This window comes from Anaerostipes rhamnosivorans, from assembly GCF_005280655.1.
Lineage (GTDB): Bacteria > Bacillota > Clostridia > Lachnospirales > Lachnospiraceae > Anaerostipes > Anaerostipes rhamnosivorans.
Genome location: NZ_CP040058.1, coordinates 657,941 through 679,403, shown reverse-complemented (window position 1 = coordinate 679,403; position 21,463 = coordinate 657,941). Strand labels below are relative to the sequence as shown.

Annotated in this window: 19 protein-coding genes; 3 read left to right on the top strand and 16 right to left on the bottom strand. The window is 46.9% G+C overall.

From position 1 onward, the window contains the following. Positions 1–13 precede the first annotated feature (13 nt). The 4 genes from AR1Y2_RS03350 to AR1Y2_RS03335 form a co-directional block, all read right to left on the bottom strand. Entirely contained in the window at positions 14–379 is a 366-nt protein-coding gene (locus AR1Y2_RS03350; protein ID WP_137327697.1) for a PTS sorbitol transporter, read from the bottom strand. A 51-nt stretch (positions 380–430) separates the two neighbouring features. Next, positions 431–1,060, bottom strand: a complete 630-nt coding sequence (locus tag AR1Y2_RS03345; protein ID WP_137327696.1) for a PTS glucitol/sorbitol transporter subunit IIC — start codon at positions 1,058–1,060, stop codon at positions 431–433. Between the two features lie 71 nt (positions 1,061–1,131). Then, positions 1,132–2,193 (bottom strand): iron-containing alcohol dehydrogenase, encoded by a 1,062-nt coding sequence (locus AR1Y2_RS03340; RefSeq protein ID WP_137327695.1) that lies wholly within the window; start codon positions 2,191–2,193, stop codon positions 1,132–1,134. Positions 2,194–2,350: 157 nt separating this feature from the next. Beyond that, the gene (locus AR1Y2_RS03335) at positions 2,351–3,088 is read right to left on the bottom strand and encodes a glucosamine-6-phosphate deaminase (RefSeq protein ID WP_137327694.1); all 738 of its coding nucleotides are present in this window, start codon (positions 3,086–3,088) and stop codon (positions 2,351–2,353) included. A gap of 369 nt (positions 3,089–3,457) precedes the next feature. On the opposite strand from AR1Y2_RS03335, the gene AR1Y2_RS03330 reads away from it, so the two are divergent. Further along, positions 3,458–4,153: a GntR family transcriptional regulator gene (locus tag AR1Y2_RS03330; protein ID WP_137327693.1), complete on the top strand. Its 696-nt coding sequence runs from the start codon at positions 3,458–3,460 to the stop codon at positions 4,151–4,153. A 61-nt stretch (positions 4,154–4,214) separates the two neighbouring features. On the opposite strand, the gene AR1Y2_RS03325 is transcribed toward AR1Y2_RS03330, so the two are convergent. Further along, positions 4,215–4,619, bottom strand: a complete 405-nt coding sequence (locus tag AR1Y2_RS03325) for a transcriptional regulator GutM (protein ID WP_137327692.1) — start codon at positions 4,617–4,619, stop codon at positions 4,215–4,217. A gap of 275 nt (positions 4,620–4,894) precedes the next feature. Between AR1Y2_RS03325 and AR1Y2_RS03320 the strand changes: the two genes are divergently transcribed. Beyond that, positions 4,895–7,789, top strand: coding sequence for an InlB B-repeat-containing protein (locus tag AR1Y2_RS03320; RefSeq protein WP_137327691.1), 2,895 nt, complete (start codon positions 4,895–4,897; stop codon positions 7,787–7,789). Between the two features lie 55 nt (positions 7,790–7,844). Here the strand turns inward: AR1Y2_RS03320 and treC are convergent, their stop codons facing one another. Together treC and treP are read right to left on the bottom strand one after the other, a co-directional pair. Further along, positions 7,845–9,488, bottom strand: a complete 1,644-nt coding sequence (gene treC, locus AR1Y2_RS03315; protein WP_137327690.1) for an alpha,alpha-phosphotrehalase — start codon at positions 9,486–9,488, stop codon at positions 7,845–7,847. Further along, the gene (gene treP / locus AR1Y2_RS03310; protein WP_137327689.1) at positions 9,481–11,406 is read right to left on the bottom strand and encodes a PTS system trehalose-specific EIIBC component; all 1,926 of its coding nucleotides are present in this window, start codon (positions 11,404–11,406) and stop codon (positions 9,481–9,483) included. Before treP ends, treC begins: the two co-directional genes overlap by 8 nt. 162 nt (positions 11,407–11,568) lie before the next feature. Between treP and treR the strand changes: the two genes are divergently transcribed. Beyond that, positions 11,569–12,291, top strand: a complete 723-nt coding sequence (treR, locus tag AR1Y2_RS03305) for a trehalose operon repressor (RefSeq protein WP_137327688.1) — start codon at positions 11,569–11,571, stop codon at positions 12,289–12,291. A 375-nt stretch (positions 12,292–12,666) separates the two neighbouring features. On the opposite strand, the gene AR1Y2_RS03300 is transcribed toward treR, so the two are convergent. From AR1Y2_RS03300 to AR1Y2_RS03265, 9 genes are all read right to left on the bottom strand, one after another. Beyond that, positions 12,667–13,536 carry an AraC family transcriptional regulator gene (locus AR1Y2_RS03300; protein ID WP_137327687.1) on the bottom strand — a complete coding sequence of 290 codons (870 nt, stop codon included), beginning with the start codon at positions 13,534–13,536 and terminating at the stop codon, positions 12,667–12,669. 98 nt (positions 13,537–13,634) lie between these two features. Then, on the bottom strand, positions 13,635–14,435 hold the full coding sequence (locus AR1Y2_RS03295) for an ATP-binding cassette domain-containing protein (protein WP_137327686.1): 801 nt from the start codon (positions 14,433–14,435) through the stop codon (positions 13,635–13,637). Positions 14,436–14,445: 10 nt separating this feature from the next. After that, positions 14,446–15,984, bottom strand: coding sequence for an ABC transporter permease/substrate-binding protein (locus tag AR1Y2_RS03290; RefSeq protein ID WP_137327685.1), 1,539 nt, complete (start codon positions 15,982–15,984; stop codon positions 14,446–14,448). A gap of 3 nt (positions 15,985–15,987) precedes the next feature. After that, complete coding sequence (locus AR1Y2_RS03285; RefSeq protein WP_137327684.1) at positions 15,988–16,599, bottom strand: 4Fe-4S binding protein; 612 nt, start codon at positions 16,597–16,599, stop codon at positions 15,988–15,990. 167 nt (positions 16,600–16,766) lie between these two features. Next, positions 16,767–17,033, bottom strand: coding sequence for a TIGR04076 family protein (locus tag AR1Y2_RS03280; protein ID WP_207670573.1), 267 nt, complete (start codon positions 17,031–17,033; stop codon positions 16,767–16,769). After that, entirely contained in the window at positions 17,014–17,850 is an 837-nt protein-coding gene (locus AR1Y2_RS03275; protein WP_137327682.1) for a pyridoxamine kinase, read from the bottom strand. The genes AR1Y2_RS03280 and AR1Y2_RS03275 overlap by 20 nt, the downstream gene beginning before the upstream one ends. A 15-nt stretch (positions 17,851–17,865) precedes the next feature. Next, positions 17,866–19,044, bottom strand: coding sequence for a hybrid sensor histidine kinase/response regulator (locus AR1Y2_RS17980; RefSeq protein ID WP_243118838.1), 1,179 nt, complete (start codon positions 19,042–19,044; stop codon positions 17,866–17,868). Beyond that, positions 18,938–20,794, bottom strand: a complete 1,857-nt coding sequence (locus AR1Y2_RS17975; protein ID WP_243118837.1) for a PAS domain-containing protein — start codon at positions 20,792–20,794, stop codon at positions 18,938–18,940. Before AR1Y2_RS17975 ends, AR1Y2_RS17980 begins: the two co-directional genes overlap by 107 nt. A gap of 57 nt (positions 20,795–20,851) precedes the next feature. Further along, positions 20,852–21,460, bottom strand: coding sequence for a pentapeptide repeat-containing protein (locus tag AR1Y2_RS03265; RefSeq protein ID WP_137327681.1), 609 nt, complete (start codon positions 21,458–21,460; stop codon positions 20,852–20,854). Between the last annotated feature and the right edge of the window lie 3 nt (positions 21,461–21,463).

The window sequence follows — 21,463 nt, the reverse complement described above, 5'->3', positions numbered from 1 at the left end:
CCCTTTCTCACACTCAATCTTCAGCGGTGACATTTTTTACAGTAGAACCGGACACATAAAGCCCCTCTTTGCAAAATGACCCAAATGGTCCGCTTGGCCCTGTGGGATTTAGATTTATCGTCTTGAGACCTTTTTTGGGAAACATCCCAAGCCGCAGGCTGCCCCCGCAGTTTACAATGACACATGCAGTCTCAGCATCCGGAACTGGCTTGCGAAATCCGTCCACAGCTTCTCCACCAATAATCTCAGCAATTTTTTCTGCCAATGGATGGATACCCACACCGGTCATACATACAACCTTTGTTCTTTTACCTTCTGCGCTTATTTCCAGCGGAGTACCGAATCCTCCGCCTCCTTTTGATACGATAGCTTTTCCCATTTCTTTAACCTCCTGTATAATTGATAGATGAATGAAACACAGTACTGTATCCTAGTATGCTTCTCCGTGTTTTCTGGCTTCCACTTCTTCCCAGTCGATCCCTTCGCGTTTTGCAAGAATTCCATTGACTTTCTCAATTGTAAGCCCGATCAGGGAGGAGGTGCATAGACCGATCAAGAATGTACATACTGCCAGAACGCCTCCAGCCTGTGCCCCATACATCTTGACAACTCCCTCATAGACTCCCAGCCAAACATACATTTCCGCCGGGTTTACGTGCGGGAACAGGCACATCATCGGAGCCATGTTGGTACGGTTTGCCACCTCAAAGAAAGCGGCTTTGTATTTCTCTTTCAGATAACGGCCGAACGTAAATACAATCGGGCTGCCCACAAAAAAGTTCCCTAGATACGGGAGAATGGTATATCGTGTAAAGAAATTTCCCGTCAGTTTTTGCGCGAACCTATCAAAGCGTTCCTCACCGATCAAACTCACGATCGCATTAAGTACAGTCAATGCGATCAGTGCCATCGGAAGGATGCCAAGCATGTTATCAAGGAACGTAGTTCCTGCAGCCTTGAAGAATCCTGTCAGGCCTTTTGCCACGGTAACGAATGCTGTAATGATACCTGGAAGCTGAAACGCCGTTTCATTTGCCGCTGATGCAAGTTGTGTAAGCATATATTTTTCCTCCTTTTGCTTTTGGAGGGGGCAGGCAGCGCCCCCTTAAGAATTGTTTTACGAGTACAACATTAAGCTGTGCACTTGTCAGCAGTCTGACCGTCAGAGACGATACCGAAGTCCTTTTTATATTTTGCGACCGCCATGTCAACCCACTCTTTTGTGATAGGCTTCGCATTAATAATGGTATAACGCAGACCCTCCCGCTCTGTGAAATCACGCAGCGTCAGAAGGCCGGTGCAAAGCTGGTCCTCAGTGATTCCCAGACCTTCCAGAGTCACATCGATTCCCAAACGTTTCAGCATCATGACCGCCCTCTCATGCTGGTTGTCCTGGAATAAGGACATAAAGTAGACTGTCAGGCCGATGATCTGCCCGTGCAGGAAAGGCTTTTTACACACATACTCCATATTGTCAAAAAACGCATGCTCACTGGCGCTTTCCCACATCGTATGGTTCATTTTGGCACTGTATTCAGCCACCCAGCGGAAGGCCTCACACATAAAATAAATTCCGTCATCATTGACTTCACGGATGTTGTCAATATTCTCAGATAACATTCCAAGCAGATATTGGGCACCATCGCAGATCTCCTGTGAGAACCTATGGCTTTTTGTTACCATACTGTTCAGTCTCCAGTCATAGGAGGCAGTCAGGCACGCCAGCAGATCACCCGCACCTGAAATGTTTAAGTACTTTGGAGCCCCTTGAATAATGTCAAAATCAATATAGATCGCTTCTGGAAAAATACGTCCCATGTATGTAACGACATTCTTCACTCTCATGGCAGATTTATAACAGAATGCCGCATTGACAGACAGAACTGTCGGAACACTATGAATTTTCTTACCCAAATGTTCCGCCATCCACTTTCCGGCATCGATGGCCATTCCCCCTCCCATTGCAACAACAGTATCTACTCCATCATATTCCTTGATATCCTGTTCCAGGGTGGAAACTTCAACGTCCTTTACAATGTAAACTTGATGGTTATTTTTTAATTGTTCTTTATATTTCTCATAGACAAATCCGTCGGCTACGACAAGATAATTGTTTAAATCAGCTGTCAATTCAGGTAAAAGATTTCTTCCATAGACCAGGTGGAACTGATCTCCCACATGTGGAAATATCATTTTCGCCGTCCTCCTTTTTTAGAAGTATTGATTGTAGTGGCTTTCTATGTTAGACTTATTTGAGATATCATATGGAATTGATATTCAATTCCGTATCTTTCAAATGTTGATTCTGTCAGAAGCCTGTGCGAGAGGCTTCTGACAAGATCTCTATGACTTAGGCTTGATAGCCGGCAGCTTTGGCAAGTTCTGCATCGATGACGATTGTGACGTCTCTGTGCATCTTGAGCATGGTTGCCGGTATTTTGCATGTAATCTCATCATCTGTAAGAAGAGCTTTGATCACTGGAACCTTATTTTCTCCTGTGGCAATCAATACAATCTTTTCAGCCTTCATGATGTCCCCAATGCCCATTGTGATCGCTTCTTTCGGCACATCATCCGGTGAATCAAAAAAACGGGAGTTTGCAGCGATGGTGCTATCATCCAATTTTTCAATATGTACTCCTGATGTAAGCTTTTCGCCGGGTTCATTAAATCCGATATGCCCGCTCACACCAACTCCTAACAGTTGTAAATCTATCATCTTATCTGCGTACAATTTTTCGTTAAACAGCGCAATCTCATCTTCTGCTTTGGTTAATCCAGACGGTACATACGTTTTTGTTTTATCTATCCCTGCCGGATCAAAGAAACGGTCAGCCATATACTGGCGGTAGCTCTGCGGGCTTTCCGGGTCCATTCCGATGTATTCATCCAGGTTGACGGAAGTAATCTGGGAAAAATCAACTGTTCCTTCCTTATATGCTTTTACCAGGTATGGATAAACCTGTTCTGCCGTTCCTCCAGTCGCAAGACCCAGCTTTGAATCTGATTTTTTCTGAACCTGCGTAATAATCTCATTTGCTACAGCCTGGCAGGATTCCTCATAATTTTTTGTCACGATCACTCTCATAATGATGCTCTCCTTTTCTTTAAAGATTAATAATTGACTTGTGGATATGTCCACGATTAGATTATACTGCACACGTCCAGATATGGCAATAGCTTTTTGTTAAATTTAATTATATTTTTTCTGTTTTCCTTTTAATATTCATCATATATGCCTAAAATACTGTATAATCAAGCCATTTTAGAATAATAATTGACCAAGAAAACAAATGATGTTATACTACTCCCGAGAATTCATCTGGTCATGTCCAATTCAAATCCTAACCTTTTACCTGGACTTGTCCATAGTTGATTCTCTCACACTACACTGCCAATAAAAATGAAATTCACTATATCCTTTTAGGAACATCTATAAAACATAGGAGGTTTTAAAATGAACCGAAAGTTTATGTCCATCAAACATTGCCTGCTAAAAAAGATCAGCAAAATGTCACCGAACGATAAGCTTCCCTCTGAGCGGGATTTAATCGAAGAATTTGGAGTTTCACGTCCAACGATCCAAAAAGCCCTATCTGACCTGGAGATTGAGGGCATTATTTACAAGATTCCGCGTCAGGGATCCTTTGTATCAGATCTGCGTCTGCGCAAATCTCTGAACAAGCTGAAGAGTTTTGCAGAAGATCTCCGTTCAACCGGGGATACCCCCTCTACCCGCCTGATCTCCTTTGAACTGACGGAGGCCTCAGCTGCAGTAGCGAAACAGCTGGATCTGGCAGAAGGGGATCCCGTGTATTATCTCATTCGTCTGCGTTTTAAGAATGGAGACCCAATTATTTATGACGACTCTTATTTTGCGCCGTTTTCGATCAGTGGGATCACTTGTGACGTGTTGATCGATTCTATTTATCAGTTTATCGAATCACACGGCATGAAAGTCTCCATGGCAGAAGAAACCATCAGCGCTGTGCTGCCGCCACAAGATATCGCAGAAGCATTAGAACTTCAAAAAGATGAACCTGTCATTAAGATTGAGATGGTTGCTTATTTATCGGACGGGCGTCCATTTGAATATACCATCTCTCATAAAAACCCAAGGAAGTATCTGCTGGAACTGCAGTCTTTTCGTTAAAAAGGACAGGAAGAAACCCTATCATGAGTTTCTTCCTGTCCTTTTTTACACCAGTATCTTATTACGCTGCCTCTTTCTGGCCCTGTTCTTCCAAACCCTTTTCCAGATACTCAGCTGCCATGTATTTTGCTTTTTCGAACTGGGTTCGCTTTTTCTTATACTGTAAATTTTCGATGATTTCACGGTAATTCTTTTCACCCAAATCCAGATCTTCTTTAAATCCTGAAAATACAAAGTTCCCGCTTGTCTTATAACCGCACAAGATATTTCCTTCCTTATCCGTGACCAGCACATAGGCACGGTTCCCCTTCCAGTGGCGCGCCAGACCTACACTGGACACAGGCCCCAACTTACGGATCTCCAACAGCTGCTTATTCAACCTGCGGATCTGGGGCAGTGCCATCAGTTTGCTCACGACGACCATGACTAAAAAAAATAGGACAACACCAAACAAGTTACCATTCATAAAGACTTCCTCCTTTTGCATTCCCAGAGAATCTGAACACACACATATCTTATGGACATATCCATTCGATTATCAAATAAAGTTTAGTATATATCAAGTTTATAGGTTTTATATTTATTAATAATATATTGAATCTTCTTCTTGGACCTGTCCAGTTCTTGTCTTTATTGTATAATAATCTATCGTCGAATGCAACCGTTTTCTGTCATATTGATAAATCACGTTTGTACCACTGTCCGCATATACTATAACAGAACGATTTTCGGGTGGACAACATGGCACAAGTCTCAACACAGCGGGAACTGCAGAGCGCCCTCAGCGCAAAGGAAAGCCTCATACAGGTGACCGCTGGTTTTCCAATCTCTTCTCAGATCAACATAACCTACGGGGTAACCATAGAAAGCCTTACATCAAACAATATTTTTACTCTCACAAAAGATGCTTCATATTTCAGCTACCTCTTCCGGGTCAGCGGCGGCTCCCTGACGTTTCAAAATATCATCATCGATGGAAACAAATCGTCCCATGAGATTGGCAATACGGCCAACCGCTCCCTTGTCTATGTCACGGGAGGCTCCCTTCACCTGGCTACAGGATCTGTTCTCCAGAATAACAATGCGGCATCCCAAGGCGGGGCTGTCAATCTCACCAGCAGTGTTTTTGCAGCAAACACACTTGTCATGGATGGCAATGCAGAGATCACCGGCTGCCACACAGTCTCAAACGGCGGCGGCATTATGGTCAATTCCATGAACTCACAGGACCGCTGTACCATTGCGGGCCAGTCTCTTATCGACGGCAATACTGCAGTCAGCGGCGGCGGCATCTTCTGCCGTTCCTATACAGAGGGTGTATCTTCTTCTCTTTCCATAGGAGGTGAAGCCCATATTACCAATAATGCCGTTTCCGGTGCCGGAGGCGGGGTCACCTTTTCCGGCTACAGGGACGGAGCCAGTGCCCCCTCCCTTCTTACACTGTCCGGTAACTGTCTGATCTCCCAAAACCAGGCTGGCAGCGGCGGAGGGATTTACTATTATGCCTCCAATTCAGGGGATCGGCTGAGCATGACAGAAAACAGTTCTGTAACAAAAAATACGGCTTCCCAGAACGGCGGAGGAATCTTTATGACTGTTCCTTCAGGAAGCGGCTTGATGGACGTAGACAATGCATCGGTCTCCGGCAATTTGGCTGGGACCGGAGGCGGCATCTATCTCCTGGCTGACGCCGATGTTTCCGTCACAGTCTCCGGGGCCGGATTTGAAAGCAACAGTGCCGCCGGGGGAACCTCTGGTTCCGGGGGCGGACTCTGGATACAAAATCAATCCAGCCAGGCTAAGACAGATGTTTCATTTGACAGCGTCCGGCTTCTCAATAACCAGGCATCGGCCGCAGGCGGCGGCATGTTTCTGGCAGGAGGTCCGGGAAACTTGACGTTCAAAGCAGACGGAACCACTGTGGGCGGCAATCTTGCCGGATCCAACGGCGGCGGGCTCCTTGTGAGTAGTTTGGGTACTGCCTCTTTGCAATTCGGCCAGACGATCCTAAAAGATAATACGGCAGACGCCTACGGCGGCGGTATGTACTATGCAAACTTAGCAGCAGGGACTTCTGCCCAAATCGCAATGACAGACTCTACTGTTTCTGGAAACACTGCGGGCCAGGAAGGCGGCGGCCTCCGCATCGGCTCCAATGCCGGAACACTTAAGACCACTCTGACGGACTGCACGGTCTCAGGAAACACTGCCCGCGAGAACAGCGGCGGCGGTATCTGGAACGGTGGCAGCCATGATACCCTGACTCTTGCCGGATCTTGCATCGTGACTGAAAACAGTACGGAACAGGGAAACGGAGGGGGCATCTATTTCAACAGCGACAACGGCTCCCTGTTTTTAACCGGTCAGACCAAGATTACTTACAACCGGGCTGATGCAAAGGCCAGCACGTTCGGAAACCACGGCGGAGGTCTATGCATTGTGCCCGGAAAGGTGACCATCCAGGATGACACTGAGATCGCATACAACAGTGCCCTTGGCTATGGAGGCGGACTGAGCGCCTCTGAGCAGACCAGTGTTTCCATGACGGGCGGCAGTATCCACGACAACCGTTCTTCAGAGTACGGAGGCGGTGTGTGGAATCATGACAGAAGTGTCTTCTCTTTGACAGGCGGAAGTGTATATAATAACCAGGCAGAATATGGAGGCGCTTTTTACAACAATCTGGGCGGAATCCTGTCACTGACTGCCGGTTCCTTGTATGCCAACCACGCCACCGTTGGAGGAGGCATCTACAATGCCTCCTCTTCCGATACGACAGTCATAGGTTCCAACGTGTTTGGCAAAGACCGCCCGAATACAGCTTCTTCCTATGGGCAGGATATCTACAACGAAGGCTCTCTGTATACGGGCGGGGAACGCGAGATTTCTAACGGAGTCTATCTGGATAACCGGTCCGCCGTTGTAAAGATCCAGGGCTCCTTAAGTACAGGATCTCTCATACAGTTGGAAAACTCAGGGTATGTGACTCCCAATGCACAGGGTACCCCTATTGTGGTGGGGGAAGGCACAGCTTCCTATCCTCTTCTCACCCAGACTGATGCCGATGCTTTCCGAAAGCCTCCTGCCGGATTTGACGGCTGGGAAATCCGCCTTAGTGAGGATAGGACCCAGGTTCTGCTGGCACCGGTCAATTACACGATCCACTACGAAAACCTGATGGGTGCCTCCCATACGAACCTTTCGTCTTATACGATCAATACCCCGGATATCCGTCTGAACGCACCCGGTCCTCTTCCGGGCTACCGTTTTCTCGGCTGGTTTGACGCTCCTTCCGGGGGCAGCCGCATCACTATCATTCCCCAGGGAAGCACCGGGGATTTGACACTCTACGCCCGTTGGGAGGCAGTCAGCTCTTATACTGTCTCTTACCACGGCAATGAATCCTGCTGTCCTATGGCTCACTGTGTCCCATGGCCTCTCACGGTGGAGGAAGGCAGCAGCTTCCTCATATCAAGACAGCGCCCAGTAAGGAAAGGGTACCGTTTCCTGGGCTGGAATACAGACCCCTGCGGCAATGGCATCTCCTACCTTCCGGGTATGACTGTTCCGGGCATCCAGGCAGACCTGAACCTCTATGCCATGTGGAAAAAATGCTGTTCCTTTTGTATGAACTGAATCAGCCAACGAGAAAAAGACAGCAGTCCAAACTGCTGTCTTTTTCTCTGTAATGTCAATATGCTTCTATCGCCGCCGTCTCATAAGGTCTCAGGATTAAAGCCCCCTGCCCGGTCAACAGCTCTCCATAGTTCCCAAGTACAAGTCTGTACTCCTTGGCCCCGCTTTCTAAAGGCAGAACAACCTCTTTTTTTGTCAGGTTATGAAAGGCCAGTATTTCTTCCTGATCATGAAAGCGCCTGTAGGCCATCACATCCGGGTGCTCCCTGAAAAGAAATTCAATCTGTCCGTCTGCGATCACAGATCTTTCCTTCCGCAGGCGGATCAGTTTTTGGTAAAAAGCATACACTGAGTCAGGATCCCTTCTTTGTGCTTTTGCATTGATGGTTTGGTAATTGTCCGGTATGGAGATCCATGGTTCTTTGTCAGAAAAACCAGCAAACTTATCACTGGACCACTGCATCGGTGTCCTGCCATTGTCCCTGGATCTGGCCCTTAACACTTCCAGCGCCTCCTGCTCCGTTTTTCCCTGTTCTCTCATGATCCGGTAATAATTCAGGCTTTCCACATCCCGGTACTGTCCGATCTCCATAAACCCCGGATTTGTCATGCCGATCTCTTCCCCCTGGTAAATATAAGGGGTTCCCCTAAGCAGATGGATACAGGCAGCCAGCATTTTCGCTGACTCTTTCCAATACCTTTTGTCATCCCCCAATCTGGAAACGATCCGGGGCTGGTCATGGTTACACCAAAACACGGCATTCCATCCGTTTTGCTCCTGCATATTAAGCTGCCAGTCTTCCAAAAGCCGTTTCAATTCCAAACGATCCGGGTCCATCAGCTCCCATTTATCCCCGCTCTTATAATCAATCTTTAAGTGGTGGAAGTTAAAACACATGGACAATTCTTTCTCCTCGGGCCTGGAGTATCTGATACAGTTTTTAATATCCGTTGAGGACATTTCGCCCACAGTGACCATATCCTCAATCTTTGTATCCCTCACCAACTCTTTTAAAAACTCGTGTACATGAGGACCGTCTGTATAAAACCTCCGGCCGTCACCTTTCATGTCATCCTGAAAAACCTCCGGTTTTGAGATCAGGTTGACCACATCGAACCGAAACCCCTTGATCCCTTTTTCTTTCCAGAAACGGACCACCTGCTTTAGTTCCTCCCTCACCTTGGGATTATTCCAGTTTAAATCAGCCTGGGTTTTGTCAAACAGATGAAGATACCATTTACCAAGGTTCGGCAGATACTCCCATGCCGGTCCTCCAAATTTGGAGATCCAGTTCGTGGGAGGTGTGTCCGGGTCCCCGTCTTTGAATATATAATAGTCCATGTATTCCGGATCCCCCGAAACCGCCTTACGAAACCATTCATGTTCTGTGGACGTATGGTTAAACACCATATCAAACATCAGGCTCAGGCCTCTTTGTTCTGCTTCCCTTATCAATTCTTCCAAGTCTTGCATCGTCCCGAACAACGGATCAATGCTGTAATAATCTGAAATATCATAACCATTGTCATTCTGGGGAGATGAGAAAAACGGAGTCAGCCAGAGAATGTCAACGCCCAGTTCCTGCAGATAATCCAGTTTTTCTGTCACCCCTTTTAAATCACCAAAGCCGTCATGGTCTGAATCCCTAAAAGATTTCATATAGATCTGGTAAATCACTTTATCTTTAAACTCAGTCATTGTCTGTCCCTCCTTTATGATCAAATGAGACGACCACTGTCTCACCCGCTTTTGCCTGCATTCCAGTATAGATTTTAAGGTTTTCTGTATTTCCCTGTTCCGGCATCACACAGATGACTGCGTCTGAGTATCCTGCCTTTTTGATCTTCTCCCGGTCAAATTTGATCAGCGGATCCCCGGCCTTCACCTTCTGCCCCTGGGTGATCCTATATTCAAATCCGGCGCCTCCCATGGCAACTGTGTCAATTCCAATGTGAAGCAGGAGTTCCATGCCGTTTTCCAGAGAAATCCCGCAGGCATGTTTGGATTCTTCCATTACAACCGATATGGTCCCTGACGCCGGGGCATACACGGTTCCTTCATCCGGCAGGACCGCAAGTCCTTCTCCCATGACCCCTTCAGAAAATACGCCGTCCTTTACGTCCTTAAGAGGGATCACTTTCCCGCTTACATATGCCTTTAAATCTGTTTCTACTTCTGTCTTGGTTTCTTCTTCCTGTTCTGCGCCAATCCCCTTTTTCTTTCCCACGATCAGTGTCAAAATAAACGGAATGACAACTGCCGCTGCCATGCCTGCCGCAAAGGACAGCATAGACGCCGGTTTGATGGATAAGATACCGGGGATACCTCCCACTCCGATGGCATTTGCCGCAGTTTTGGTTGCCACACTGATGACCGCAGCAACAGAAGATCCTATCATTCCGCACACAAACGGGAATGCGTATTTTAAATTAACTCCGAAAATAGCAGGCTCCGTGACACCCAGGTAACAGGATACGCATGCCGGGACATTAACTTCCTGGGCATCCGCCTTCTTTCTCTGAAGGAAACACATGGCCAGAACCGCAGATCCCTGTGCGATATTGGACAAAGCGATCATAGGCCAGAGCATTGTTCCCTTATAGTCAGCGATCAGCTGAAGATCAATGGCATTGGTCATATGATGGAGTCCAGTGATCACAAGCGGCGCATAGACAAACCCAAAAACCGCGCCGAACACAACCTTAAAGGATCCCGTAATCCCTGCATATACCACGCTGGAAATGGCTGATCCGATCTTCCACCCGATCGGTCCGAGGATAAAATGGGCCGCGATCACAGAGAGCACTAAGCTGAAAAACGGAACAACGATCATGGACACTACCTGCGGCGTGATCTTTCTAAAAAACCGTTCCAGATAGACCAGTGTCAGGGCCGCGAGGATGGCTGGAAGCACCTGTGCCTGGTATCCGATCATGTCTACCTTAAAGAACCCAAAATCCCAGAATGGAATGTCTGCCGCCGCTGTGGAGGCCACAGAGTAGGCGTTCAAAAGCTGTCCGGACACAAGGGTTAAACCGAGGACAATACCGAGCATCTGCGTGGTTCCCATCTTCTTTGTGACAGACCAGCAGATTCCCACAGGAAGCATATGAAAGACTGCCTCACCGATCAGCCAGAGAAAACTGTCAATCCCCTTCCAGAACTGGCTGATATCACAGAGTGTCTTCGTGCCATTTTCAAAAATATACATGCTGTCAATACAGTTTCTGAATCCGAGGATGAGACCTCCCACGATAATGGCCGGAATCAGAGGGGCAAAGATCTCTGCTACCACGGCTACCCCTCTCTGCAGCAGATTCTGGTTTTTCTTGGCCGCCTGTTTCACTGAGTCCTTGGACACACCTTCGATTCCCGCTTCCTCAGTAAAATCCTTATAAAACTCTGAGACAGCGTTTCCGATGATGACCTGGAACTGACCTGCCTGTGTAAAGGTTCCCTTGACTGTTTTCATGGACTCGATGTTTTTAACATCGGCTTTGCCGGGGTCGTTAAGCACAAACCTCATTCGCGTCACACAGTGGGTGACAGCCGCGATATTGGACTTACCTCCCACCAGCCTAAGAAGCTCTTTTGCATCCTGTGAATACTTACCCATTTCCTTTCCTCCTACAATCCGTACTTGTTTAAACAAGTTCCATGTTTTATTTATACCACACTTGTTTAAACAAGTCAATCATCTTTTTTATTTTTCTTGTTTGACATACGTCGGAGATTGTCTATAATAAGGATAGATGTTTAAACAAGTAGGGGGATTGTCATGCCAAAATCAATATTTGAGACTATATATAAAGACCTAAAAGAGAAAATAGAAGCACAGCAGTACATTTACCAGGAACTGCTCCCTTCTGAAAATACGATGGTTGAGATCTACGGCTGTTCCCGCAACACCATACGCCGTGCAGTCAAGCTCCTGGCCGAATCAGGTTATGTTCAGTCAATGCACGGAAAGGGTGTCCGTGTCATCTATCAGCCAGTGGACCAGACCTCCTTCACCATCGGAGGGATCGAGTCCTTCAAAGAGTCCGCGGCGCGCAACCACAGAAACGCTTTCACTAAAGTGGTTCTTTTTACAGAGCTTCTTGCTGATGAGAGAATCTCCAAGAAGACAGGTTTTTTAAAGGGAAGTGAGCTTTATTATATCCAGCGGGTCCGGTATCTGGACAAAAAAGCCCTGATCCTGGACGTAAACATGTTCTTAAAATCCGCGGTTCCGGGACTCACAAAAGAAATCGCTGAGCACTCTGTCTATGATTATATTGAACAAGAGCTGGGCATGCAGATCGTCACAAGCAAACGGAAAATGACAGTGGAACACAGCACCCAGATTGATGAAAAATATATGGAACTGGGGGATTATCACTGTCTGGCCGTCATCACCAGCCAGACGTTTAATTCGGATGGAGTCATGTTTGAGTATACCCAGTCCAGACACCGTCCCGACTACTTCTGTTTTCAGGACACGGCAGTGAGGAAACGCTGACCTTCCTTCATAATAGATCATAAAAAGAACAGGGATTCTAAATAAAAAACTTGGAATCCCTGTTCTCTTAAAAATATTAAATTAATTTATAATCAGCATGTTCCCTTTGTACATCCATGAAAGCCTAAAACTAGATTCGGAGAATGATGGTACATTTAACGCTTCTCCTGTTTTCATATATCTTATCCATTGTTCCTGCAGTCAAACTATCACCTTCTCTTTTGTAATAGTTATTTAGTTTTGTTCGATCTTTATTCTTCATAAAGACAATCATATCGTTTTAAATTTGTAGAATTCTGTAAATCAAAATATGGAACGTCCGACAAAGAACGTCAATTACTTAAGTATTCTTCCTTATAATTGAATCTATTTTTATTATTCCGTTATCTTAGCCCACAACTCAATATAACAGTCGTCCCGCATAGGCCTGAAATACTTCTGGACCAGGATCGGCTCCGGCACCATGTTCCGGTTCGGGAGCCATACATCGTATAAGTACCGGCTGGCCTTGTATAATGCTTCAGAAACAAGGGATTCAAAATCTTCCGCCTCATAGGTACATACGATATAGCTGCCCTTGGGCATGGTCCGCATCTCCACTCCCTGTTCTTCTCCCCGGCTCTCTGTCCCTACAAAATAGTCAAAATACTGTGGATCCTCACATGGCGTCAGGATATCCACATGCTCCCTGCCGCTGCTTTGGTCCTCCGGCAGCTGTTTCCACAACTCTGTCAGAAGATTGATCTTCGGCTCTCCCAGCTCTTTCACAGATGCCTTCTTACTTTTTCCTGTAAAAACGATATCCTTGTCTAATCTCTGTTTCCGGATTTCCAGCACCATCTGGTCCACCGCCAAGGGAACCCCCTCTTGTACTAATGTGTGATGTAACCCTAAATCCGGTTTCACAAAAATATCCAGGGTCATATCACTTTTCCGGTATTCATCCGGGGTGACACCGTAAGTTTCCCGGAACGCCCTGGTCAGACTGCTGTGGCTTGAAAATCCACATTCCAGAGCCACATCCAGTATTGTACGTTCCAGATTCCTAAGTTCTCTTGCTGCCTTTGCAAGACGCCTCAGCCTGAGATATTCTTTCACATTTTTGCGGACCAGCCTTTGAAACAGCCTCTGGTAATAATACTTGGATAAATGCGCCTCCTCTGCCAATGCATCAACCGTTATCTCTTCCCCGCAGTGTTCCTCAATATAGTCCAGTGTAGCCTGGACTGCTTCCCATGCGTACATTGTCTTCCTCCTTTTGCTGTGTTTGATAAGACTAGTTTATCGGATTCTAAAACGTCATGCTTGCCCAGGAATGCCTTGTTGGAACAACTGCTTAATACTCAGAGGATCTGTCCGGCGGCGCCGCTGTGTCCACAGTCGGCCAGCTGTTCGTCCGGAAGTGTGCACACTCTGCGCTCCTTTTCCACCAGCCTGCTCACAAAATCAGTGGCCGGAGCCCTCAAAAGCACCCCCGGCTCTGCGTACTGTTCAATCTTCCCCTGATCCATCACCAGGACCTTTGTGCCCAGCTTCAGTGCTTCGGAGATATCATGGGTTACGAACATGATTGTGATCCCTGTTTTTTCGTAAATCTGCCGAAGTTCCGTCTGCAGCTGGCCCCTTGTGATCTCATCCACAGCTCCGAACGGCTCATCCATCAGGAGGATATCAGGGGATGCCGCCAATGCCCTTGCGATTCCCACTCTCTGTTGCTGTCCTCCGGAAAGCTCCGCCGGGTACCTCTCCATCATATCCTCATCAAGTCCCACGATGCCCATCCATTTTTCTACCGCTTTTTTTGTGCGCTGCTTATCCTTTTTGTTGAGCAGGTCTGGAACATAGGAGATATTTTCTTCCACTGTCATATGCGGGAACAGGACACTTCCCTGGATCGCATAGCCAATGTTTCTCCTTAAGCTGATCATATCCATCTCTGAGATATCCTGCCCTTCCACAAAGATCTTGCCTCCATCTGGCACCACAAGGCCGTTGACCATTTTTAAGACTGTGGTCTTTCCGCAGCCGGAGGACCCGATGACAGTCACGAACTCACCCCTCTCAACTGTCAAGTCAAAGCCTTCTATGACGGTCTTTTCCCCATACACTTTTTTTATCTGCCTGAATTCAATTGCCGTGTTCATATGGCCCTCCTCACTTTAATAGTCCTTTGCTCTTAAGAAAATCTTTTGCCGCTTCCTTTGGCTCTTTCTCCTTGGTTTCCACCTCATAATTGATTTTTGCCATCACATCATCAGACAGGATTCCGTCCAGCTTGTCAAATACCTCTTGTAGTTTTGGATGTTGTTCCAATACTTCATCTCTCACCACATTCCCACAGGAATAGGAAGGATAAAAGTTCTTATCGTCTTTTAAGACAACCACATCGGACACACTCAGCTGGCCGTCCGTGGTGAAAATGTTCATGACATCGATCTTCTTCTGGCCCATGGCCTTATATTTCAGGCCGATATCCATATCCACGGTCTTTTTAAATTTCATATCATAGGTATCACACAGAGCGTCATAGCCATCCTCCCGCTCAAAGAAATCGTACTCAGCCCCGAAGGTCAGCCTTGATGCCACAGCCCTCAAATCCGAATAAGTCTTCAGGTCATATTTCTCGGCAATCTCCCGCCGCACTGCCAGTCCGTACGTGTTATTAAATCCATACATTCCAAGCCACTGCATTTGGCATTTATCCTCGTAGCCGTTCTTTAACTCAGAGAACATATCTTCCGTATACACGCCGCTCTTTTTCAGCACCATATTCCACCCAGTTCCCGTATACTCCGGATAAATGTCAAACTCTCCCTTTTCCATTCCCGGCTGGATATTGGAAGTGCCGCCGCCCACACCCTGGGTCAGTTCTGTATCAAGCCCCGTCTCCTGCTCAATAAGGATACAGAGCATTTCACCCAGCACATACTGTTCTGTCATAGGTTTTGTGGCGATGTGTATGGTATCTTTTTTCTGTTGCCCGAAAATAGCTCCAGCCGTCAGACAGACTGCAAGCACAAGGGCCAGGATGAGCAGGATTCTGTTTGTGCGCTTTGCCTTTTTATCTCTGGCCTTCATCCTCCGTTCCACAAATCCCAGAATGAAATCCATGATCAGAGCCAAAAGCGCGATCAGCAGGCTTCCTGCCATGGTCATAGCCGCATTGTTTGTGGTGATGCCTCTGTAGATGGCCACACCCAGCCCTCCGGCCCCGATAAAGGATGCAATACCTGTGAGAGCGATAGTCATGGTCACCATATTTCGGATTCCCGACATGATCACCGGCATGGCAAGGGGAAGTTTGATCTTAAATAAGATCTGTGCCCTGGTGCTTCCCATTCCTTTGGCCGCCTCCAGGATTCCTTCGTCAATATGGCTCATCCCTGTGTGGGTATTCCTCACCATAGGGAGCAGCGCATAGACAGTCAGAGCAATCACCGCAGTGGCGTTTCCAATACCCGAAAACGGGATCAGAAATCCCAACATAGAGATCGATGGTATGGTATATAGGAAATTGATCAGTCCCAGCGCAGGCTTGGCATATCTTTGATACTCACTGATCAGGATACCCACAATCCCTCCAAACAGTATGGCGATAAAAATAGCGATCAGGGAGATCTCCAAATGTTCCAAAGCTAGACTCAGGAAAAATCCTCTTCGTTGTGTAAGTACGGTCCACATTTGCTGCAGCATAGGTTATCCTTCCTTCCTTTTTATTGCCCCTGCCGGGCACTGTTCAGTGCACAGCCCGCAGTGAAGGCAGTGTTCTGCCTGTATCTCAAACGGCATTCCTTCTCTGATGCACTGCTGGGGACATACTTCTTTGCATATTCCGCAGCCTATACAGGTATCTGTGATCAGGAAGCCCTTTTCCTGTTTCTTCTCCGCTCCTATGGTAAACTGCTCCCTGTAAATCGGGGTCCGGCCAAGATCAAAAAACTCCAGCCATCCGTCCTCTATACAGAAAGCCTCTGAAATATAGCGGCTGTCTCCCGGGTAGACATCATTCATAGATGGATTTTCTTCAAAGATTCGGTCAACCCACTTCTTTTGATCCTGGAGCTTTCTTATCGGCCCGGACAGCCTGACCATCTGAAATTCTTTGTTCATCCCTGTAACCGCCGTATATTTCTCTGCCATCAGCTGATGGTAAAAGTCTTTCCCTCTTTCAGTGCAAAAATACAGCTTTTCGTCCTCCACAATCATAACATCAATGATGCGCACCTGCGGATGTCCGTGTTCATCTACCGTGGCAAACGCCACATCTTTTACTTCTCTCAATAGTGCTAGGCAGTCTTTCGCTGTCATCTGTTCCTCCTCCTGTTCTTTTATTTATAACCTGAAATTATCATAATCCCGGAATGTCTGAACGTAAAGTACGCACAAAAAAGTAGGATAGGCACCAGAAAGATACATAGTTTCTTTTGGATACTTTAAAAAGGAGCGGCTAACTTCTGTAAATTAACCGCTCCTTTTTATTCCTCAATCATTATTTCTGCTTTAAATACATTGATCGTGTCCGCATCCGGACAACAAAACACTGCCGTCCCCTCCGGCTGTCCGGGGATGGATCCCCCATACCTTAGGATATCCACATACGGAAAAGCCACATGCATCGCCATAGGACAGAGGTCTCCCCTCTCCGTGTCAAAATCAAAGCTGTCTCCGATGTTATGTCCCCGATGGCATCCTCTCTCCCCTTTTCGATCGATCAACGTGATCTTAATCTTCGGCCGTCTCAAAATTCAGCACCTCCAGATTTTTCTCAATAGGGATTCCCTTAAACTTATCCGCCGTGTCCTGATTTAAAAGGATCAACTTTCTTACGGCGGACATGGCTCTTTTCACAGACTTCTCAAGCGGCACCTGGTTCAGCACCTGACTTACCAGAATTGCAGAAAAGATATCCCCGGTTCCCGGAAAACGAACCGGAACACAGTCAAACGGGAGCTTTGAGATGTCCCCTGTCTTATCATCATAGACAAACACAAAATCTCCGTTCTCTGTCTTAACACTTGTGATGACCACAGACTTTGCCCCAAGACAGTGCAGTCTTTGAAGCAGTTCCTCCGCCTCTCCATCTGTCACGATTTCCTTATCCTGATACAGATCCGCTAAAAATGCAGCTTCTGTCAGATTGGGCACGATCACATCCGCAAAGGAACACAGATCTCTCATATACCCGATCGTCCGGCTGTCGATGCCGTTATAAAGATTTCCTTCATCCCCCATGATCGGATCCACAAAGATCCATGTTCCGCTCTTTTTCTGCTCCCTTAAATATCCGCAGATCAGCTTTCCCTGCTCCTCTGAGACAATGAAGCCTGTACACACAGCATCAAAGGAGAAGTCCAGCTCCTCCCAGACTTTCAATGTCTGCCTCATATAGTCTGTTGTCTCCAAGATCTCAAATTTACCGTAATCCAGCGTATTGGACACCAGTGCGGTGGGAAGGCTGTACAGATTCAGCCCGGCGTGTGTCATGACCGGAAGCATTGCGGACAGTGCCACCTTGCCGTACCCAGCCATATCGTTGATTAAAAGTATTTGATCCTTCATGCTATTCCTCGGCTTTCATAGTTTCATATTCTTCTGCAAAACCTTGATCAACCGTCCATAATCGATCGGTTTTGAAACATGGTCGTTCATACCGGCGGCCAGCGCCTTGGCCATGTCTTCCGCAAATGCATTGGCGGTCAGCGCGATCACAGGAATACTCCCCGACTGAGGATGGCCGCTGTTCCTGATCTCTTTTGTGGCTGCATAACCGTCCATGACCGGCATCTGCAGATCCATAAGCACTGCCTGGTAATATCCCGGCTCGGAATCAACAAACATTTCCAAAGCCTGTTTCCCATTTTCTGCTTTATCCACAAGAAAACCCGCTTCCGTAAGAATCGTCTCCGCGATCTCCATATTCAGCTGATTGTCCTCTACCAGTAAAAGCTGTTTTCCCTTCATCAGCTGCAGGGTTCTGACTCCTTCCTCTGTACCGTCATATGTAGGAAAGCCTGCCATCCTGTGCTCCGCAACCTGGTCCGGATCGGCGATCTTAAGATTCAGTGTTACAATAAAGCGGCTGCCCTCACTCTTTTTACTCTCCACTTGAATATTTCCATTCATGGCGGTCACGATCCCCTGGGCGATGGACATGCCGAGTCCGGTTCCCTGCACATTGCGGGCTTTCGAGTCGTCTGCCCTGGAAAACGGCACAAAAATGTAATTCAGAAAATCCTCATCCATGCCGATCCCGTTATCCTCCACGGTAAATACAAAGCTGGCAAATCCCGGAATACGGCCTGAAACTTCCTGGACTGTGGCAGTGACTCTGCCGCCTTTCGGAGTATACTTGACAGCGTTTGTAATGAGGTTGATCATCACCTGCCTAAGCCTTCCCGCATCTCCCACCAGGTCCACATGAACAAGATCCTGCGTCTTAAACAAAAGTTCATGCTCCTTCTTCAGTGCCTCGGGACGTGTGATCGAATTGATGTCCGTGATCAGTTCCCTCATACAGAACGGTGCCTCGGTCAGTTCGATCTTGCCTTTTTCGATCTTTGACATATCCAGAATCTCATCAATCAGATCCAGCAGGTGGCTGCTGGACATATCGATCTTTGCAAGACAGTCCTTTACCTTTTCCGGTTCATCGACCCTGGATGCGGCAATGGAAGACATTCCGATGATGGCATTCATCGGCGTCCGTATATCGTGGGACATCTGGGCAAGAAAACTGCTCCCTCTCCTTTTCATGGATCAAAGACATGTATGCTGATTTGAGCTGTTTATAGCTGTCACTGCCCTTTAGATAATCTTCCAGATCCTTTCGGATGCTGAAAGACTGGAAGGTCCCCTCCAAAAGGTCTACGTAAAAGACAGAGTGATAAAAAGAGGAAAGACCTTTGATGATATTCCTTGACTCAAAGTAGAGCTTTTTCTGTTTCTCTTCTTCCATTTCCTCCAGCTTTTGTTCATTGATGTTCATATTGGCAAACACAACCTTTGTCACCCTGCCGTCTCTCATCTCCGCAATACTAAACCGGGAGCGCACCCAGCAAGTCCGGTCCGGATACAATCTGCGGAAGTCCACATCATAGACTGGATACTCTGCAGACAATGTCTGTCTGAGAAACTCAGGATTCCCGGCTCTATACATCTTCTCCTGGTCGTCCTCATGGACGTGCTCACGTATGAACTTCTCATAATACACTTTAAGGCTTCCCTTCGGAAATTCTTTACCCCTGTAGATAAAATCTTCCTGCCAGATAGCCTCCTCTATGTCATTTTCCAGGTCGAACAGATAGATGGAATAATAACACTCGCAGAGATTGGACAGCACATTTTCTCTGAGCTGGGACTCCCTTTTATCGTCAATACAGCGCATAGTCATCAAAATATGCTCTTCCCGGTTCTGACGAATGCACGCAGAATAATAACTATAATAATGAAGATCACCCTGATCATCGGCAACCCTTAAAACTCCCTCCAGATAATTCTTGTTCTGATAACTGTCCTTGTCAAAAATCTGGTCCAGAAGCTCCCGGTCCTCCAGAGGCATCTTCTGCTTCATCCTGCTCTGAAAATCCCCGAACGGACCGTGACGACGAAGCCTTAGCAGGTCTTTGGATCCATGAATACAGCTGTATTCTGATCTCCCAAGATCCGTGCTGATGACCAGCTGATAAATCTGCGACACCGCAACCTGGGCGGTCCTGGCGTTGATCCTCTTTTCCATCTCTTTGTCCTGCTCGTCAAAGGCCACGATCACCCATGGAAATTCCTTAGAATAACCTGCGGACGGCACGATCTTGATCCTTCTCCAGCCCCCGGTCCTGCTCCGGTAGTACTCCTCGATCTGCGGCTCACCTTCATCAATCTGTTTTTTTATGTAATCACACTTGACGATATCAGAAAGAATCTTTTCATCCCTGTAGGAGACCTCATTGGCAGCATAACAGCAGAAGAATTCCTCATAGTCTGAAAACATCTGCGTAAAGATCCGGAAAGAGTCAGACATTTTAATCGTCTTAAACGTCCGGTTCTGCACATTGCATAAAAAAATGCCGGTGTAGCTGTCGCTTAGGCTCTGAATGACTGCATCATACTCCTGCTTGAGCATAACGGTATTGGTGATATTCTGGTGGTATCCCCTAAGACACACCCCCTCTTTGTAGTTCCAATCCCGGACTCCCCCGCAGCGCACAAAAATGCGTCCCCACTTTGGATGCTCCCACGGATACTGCACTTCTGCCCGTTCATCCTTGATCATTTTTTCCACTCCGGACTGAATGATCGGGTAATACTCATCCTCAATGCGGTCATACCATACCTGATAACATCGTTCCGGTGTCGGCTCCGCTTCAAATCCTAACAGCTCAAGCATAGAGCTGTCGGCGTACATTCTAGGCTCTCGATCATCATCTAATTCAATTACCCACAGCCCCGTCTGTGCTTCGCGCAGAATTTCCTGCATCTTCTGCGTGTCCCTGAAATGGTCAAGCATATATTTTTCCTTTCCTGTATGAGATCGGTCTTGTTATAGTCCAGTATAACATGATTTTCATTCATTTATAAGTTCTACGCCCAAAAACCGCACAAGATCCATTGCCTGCCACGGACTGATCTTTAATCCCCGCAGTTCCCGGAAGGTATCGGATATCATGATTCCCTCAATGTTGCAGTCCGACAGATCCATGCCCTCCAGCTTTGTCTTAAATAGATCTGCTTTGGACAGATTCACTTTCTCAAACTGCATTTTTTTAAACTTTACTTCCGCAAAGAATGCTTCGCTGAAATCACACCCCTTGAGCCTGCAGTTGTCCCAGAGTGTCCCTTCATAGTTGGCGTAATGAAAACACCCTTCCTCAACCAGGGTTTTGCGGAAGGTACTCTGGCTGAAATCCCCTCCGTCTCCCTTACACCCCGATATTTCCGTGTCTTTAAAATAACAGGACTGAAATCTGCAGTTGGAGAAATCACAATTTAAGAATGTTACATGATAAAACATAGAACCACTGAGATCACATGCCTCAAACCTGCATTTCTTAAAAACCACATGGTCCAGTTCAATCTTCAGAGGACTGTCAATGCACAGGACTTCCCCTTCATAATGTTTATGTACCAGCGGTTCTTCCTCCTCCGCTGCTCTTCTCATATCCTCTTTGAGCATTCT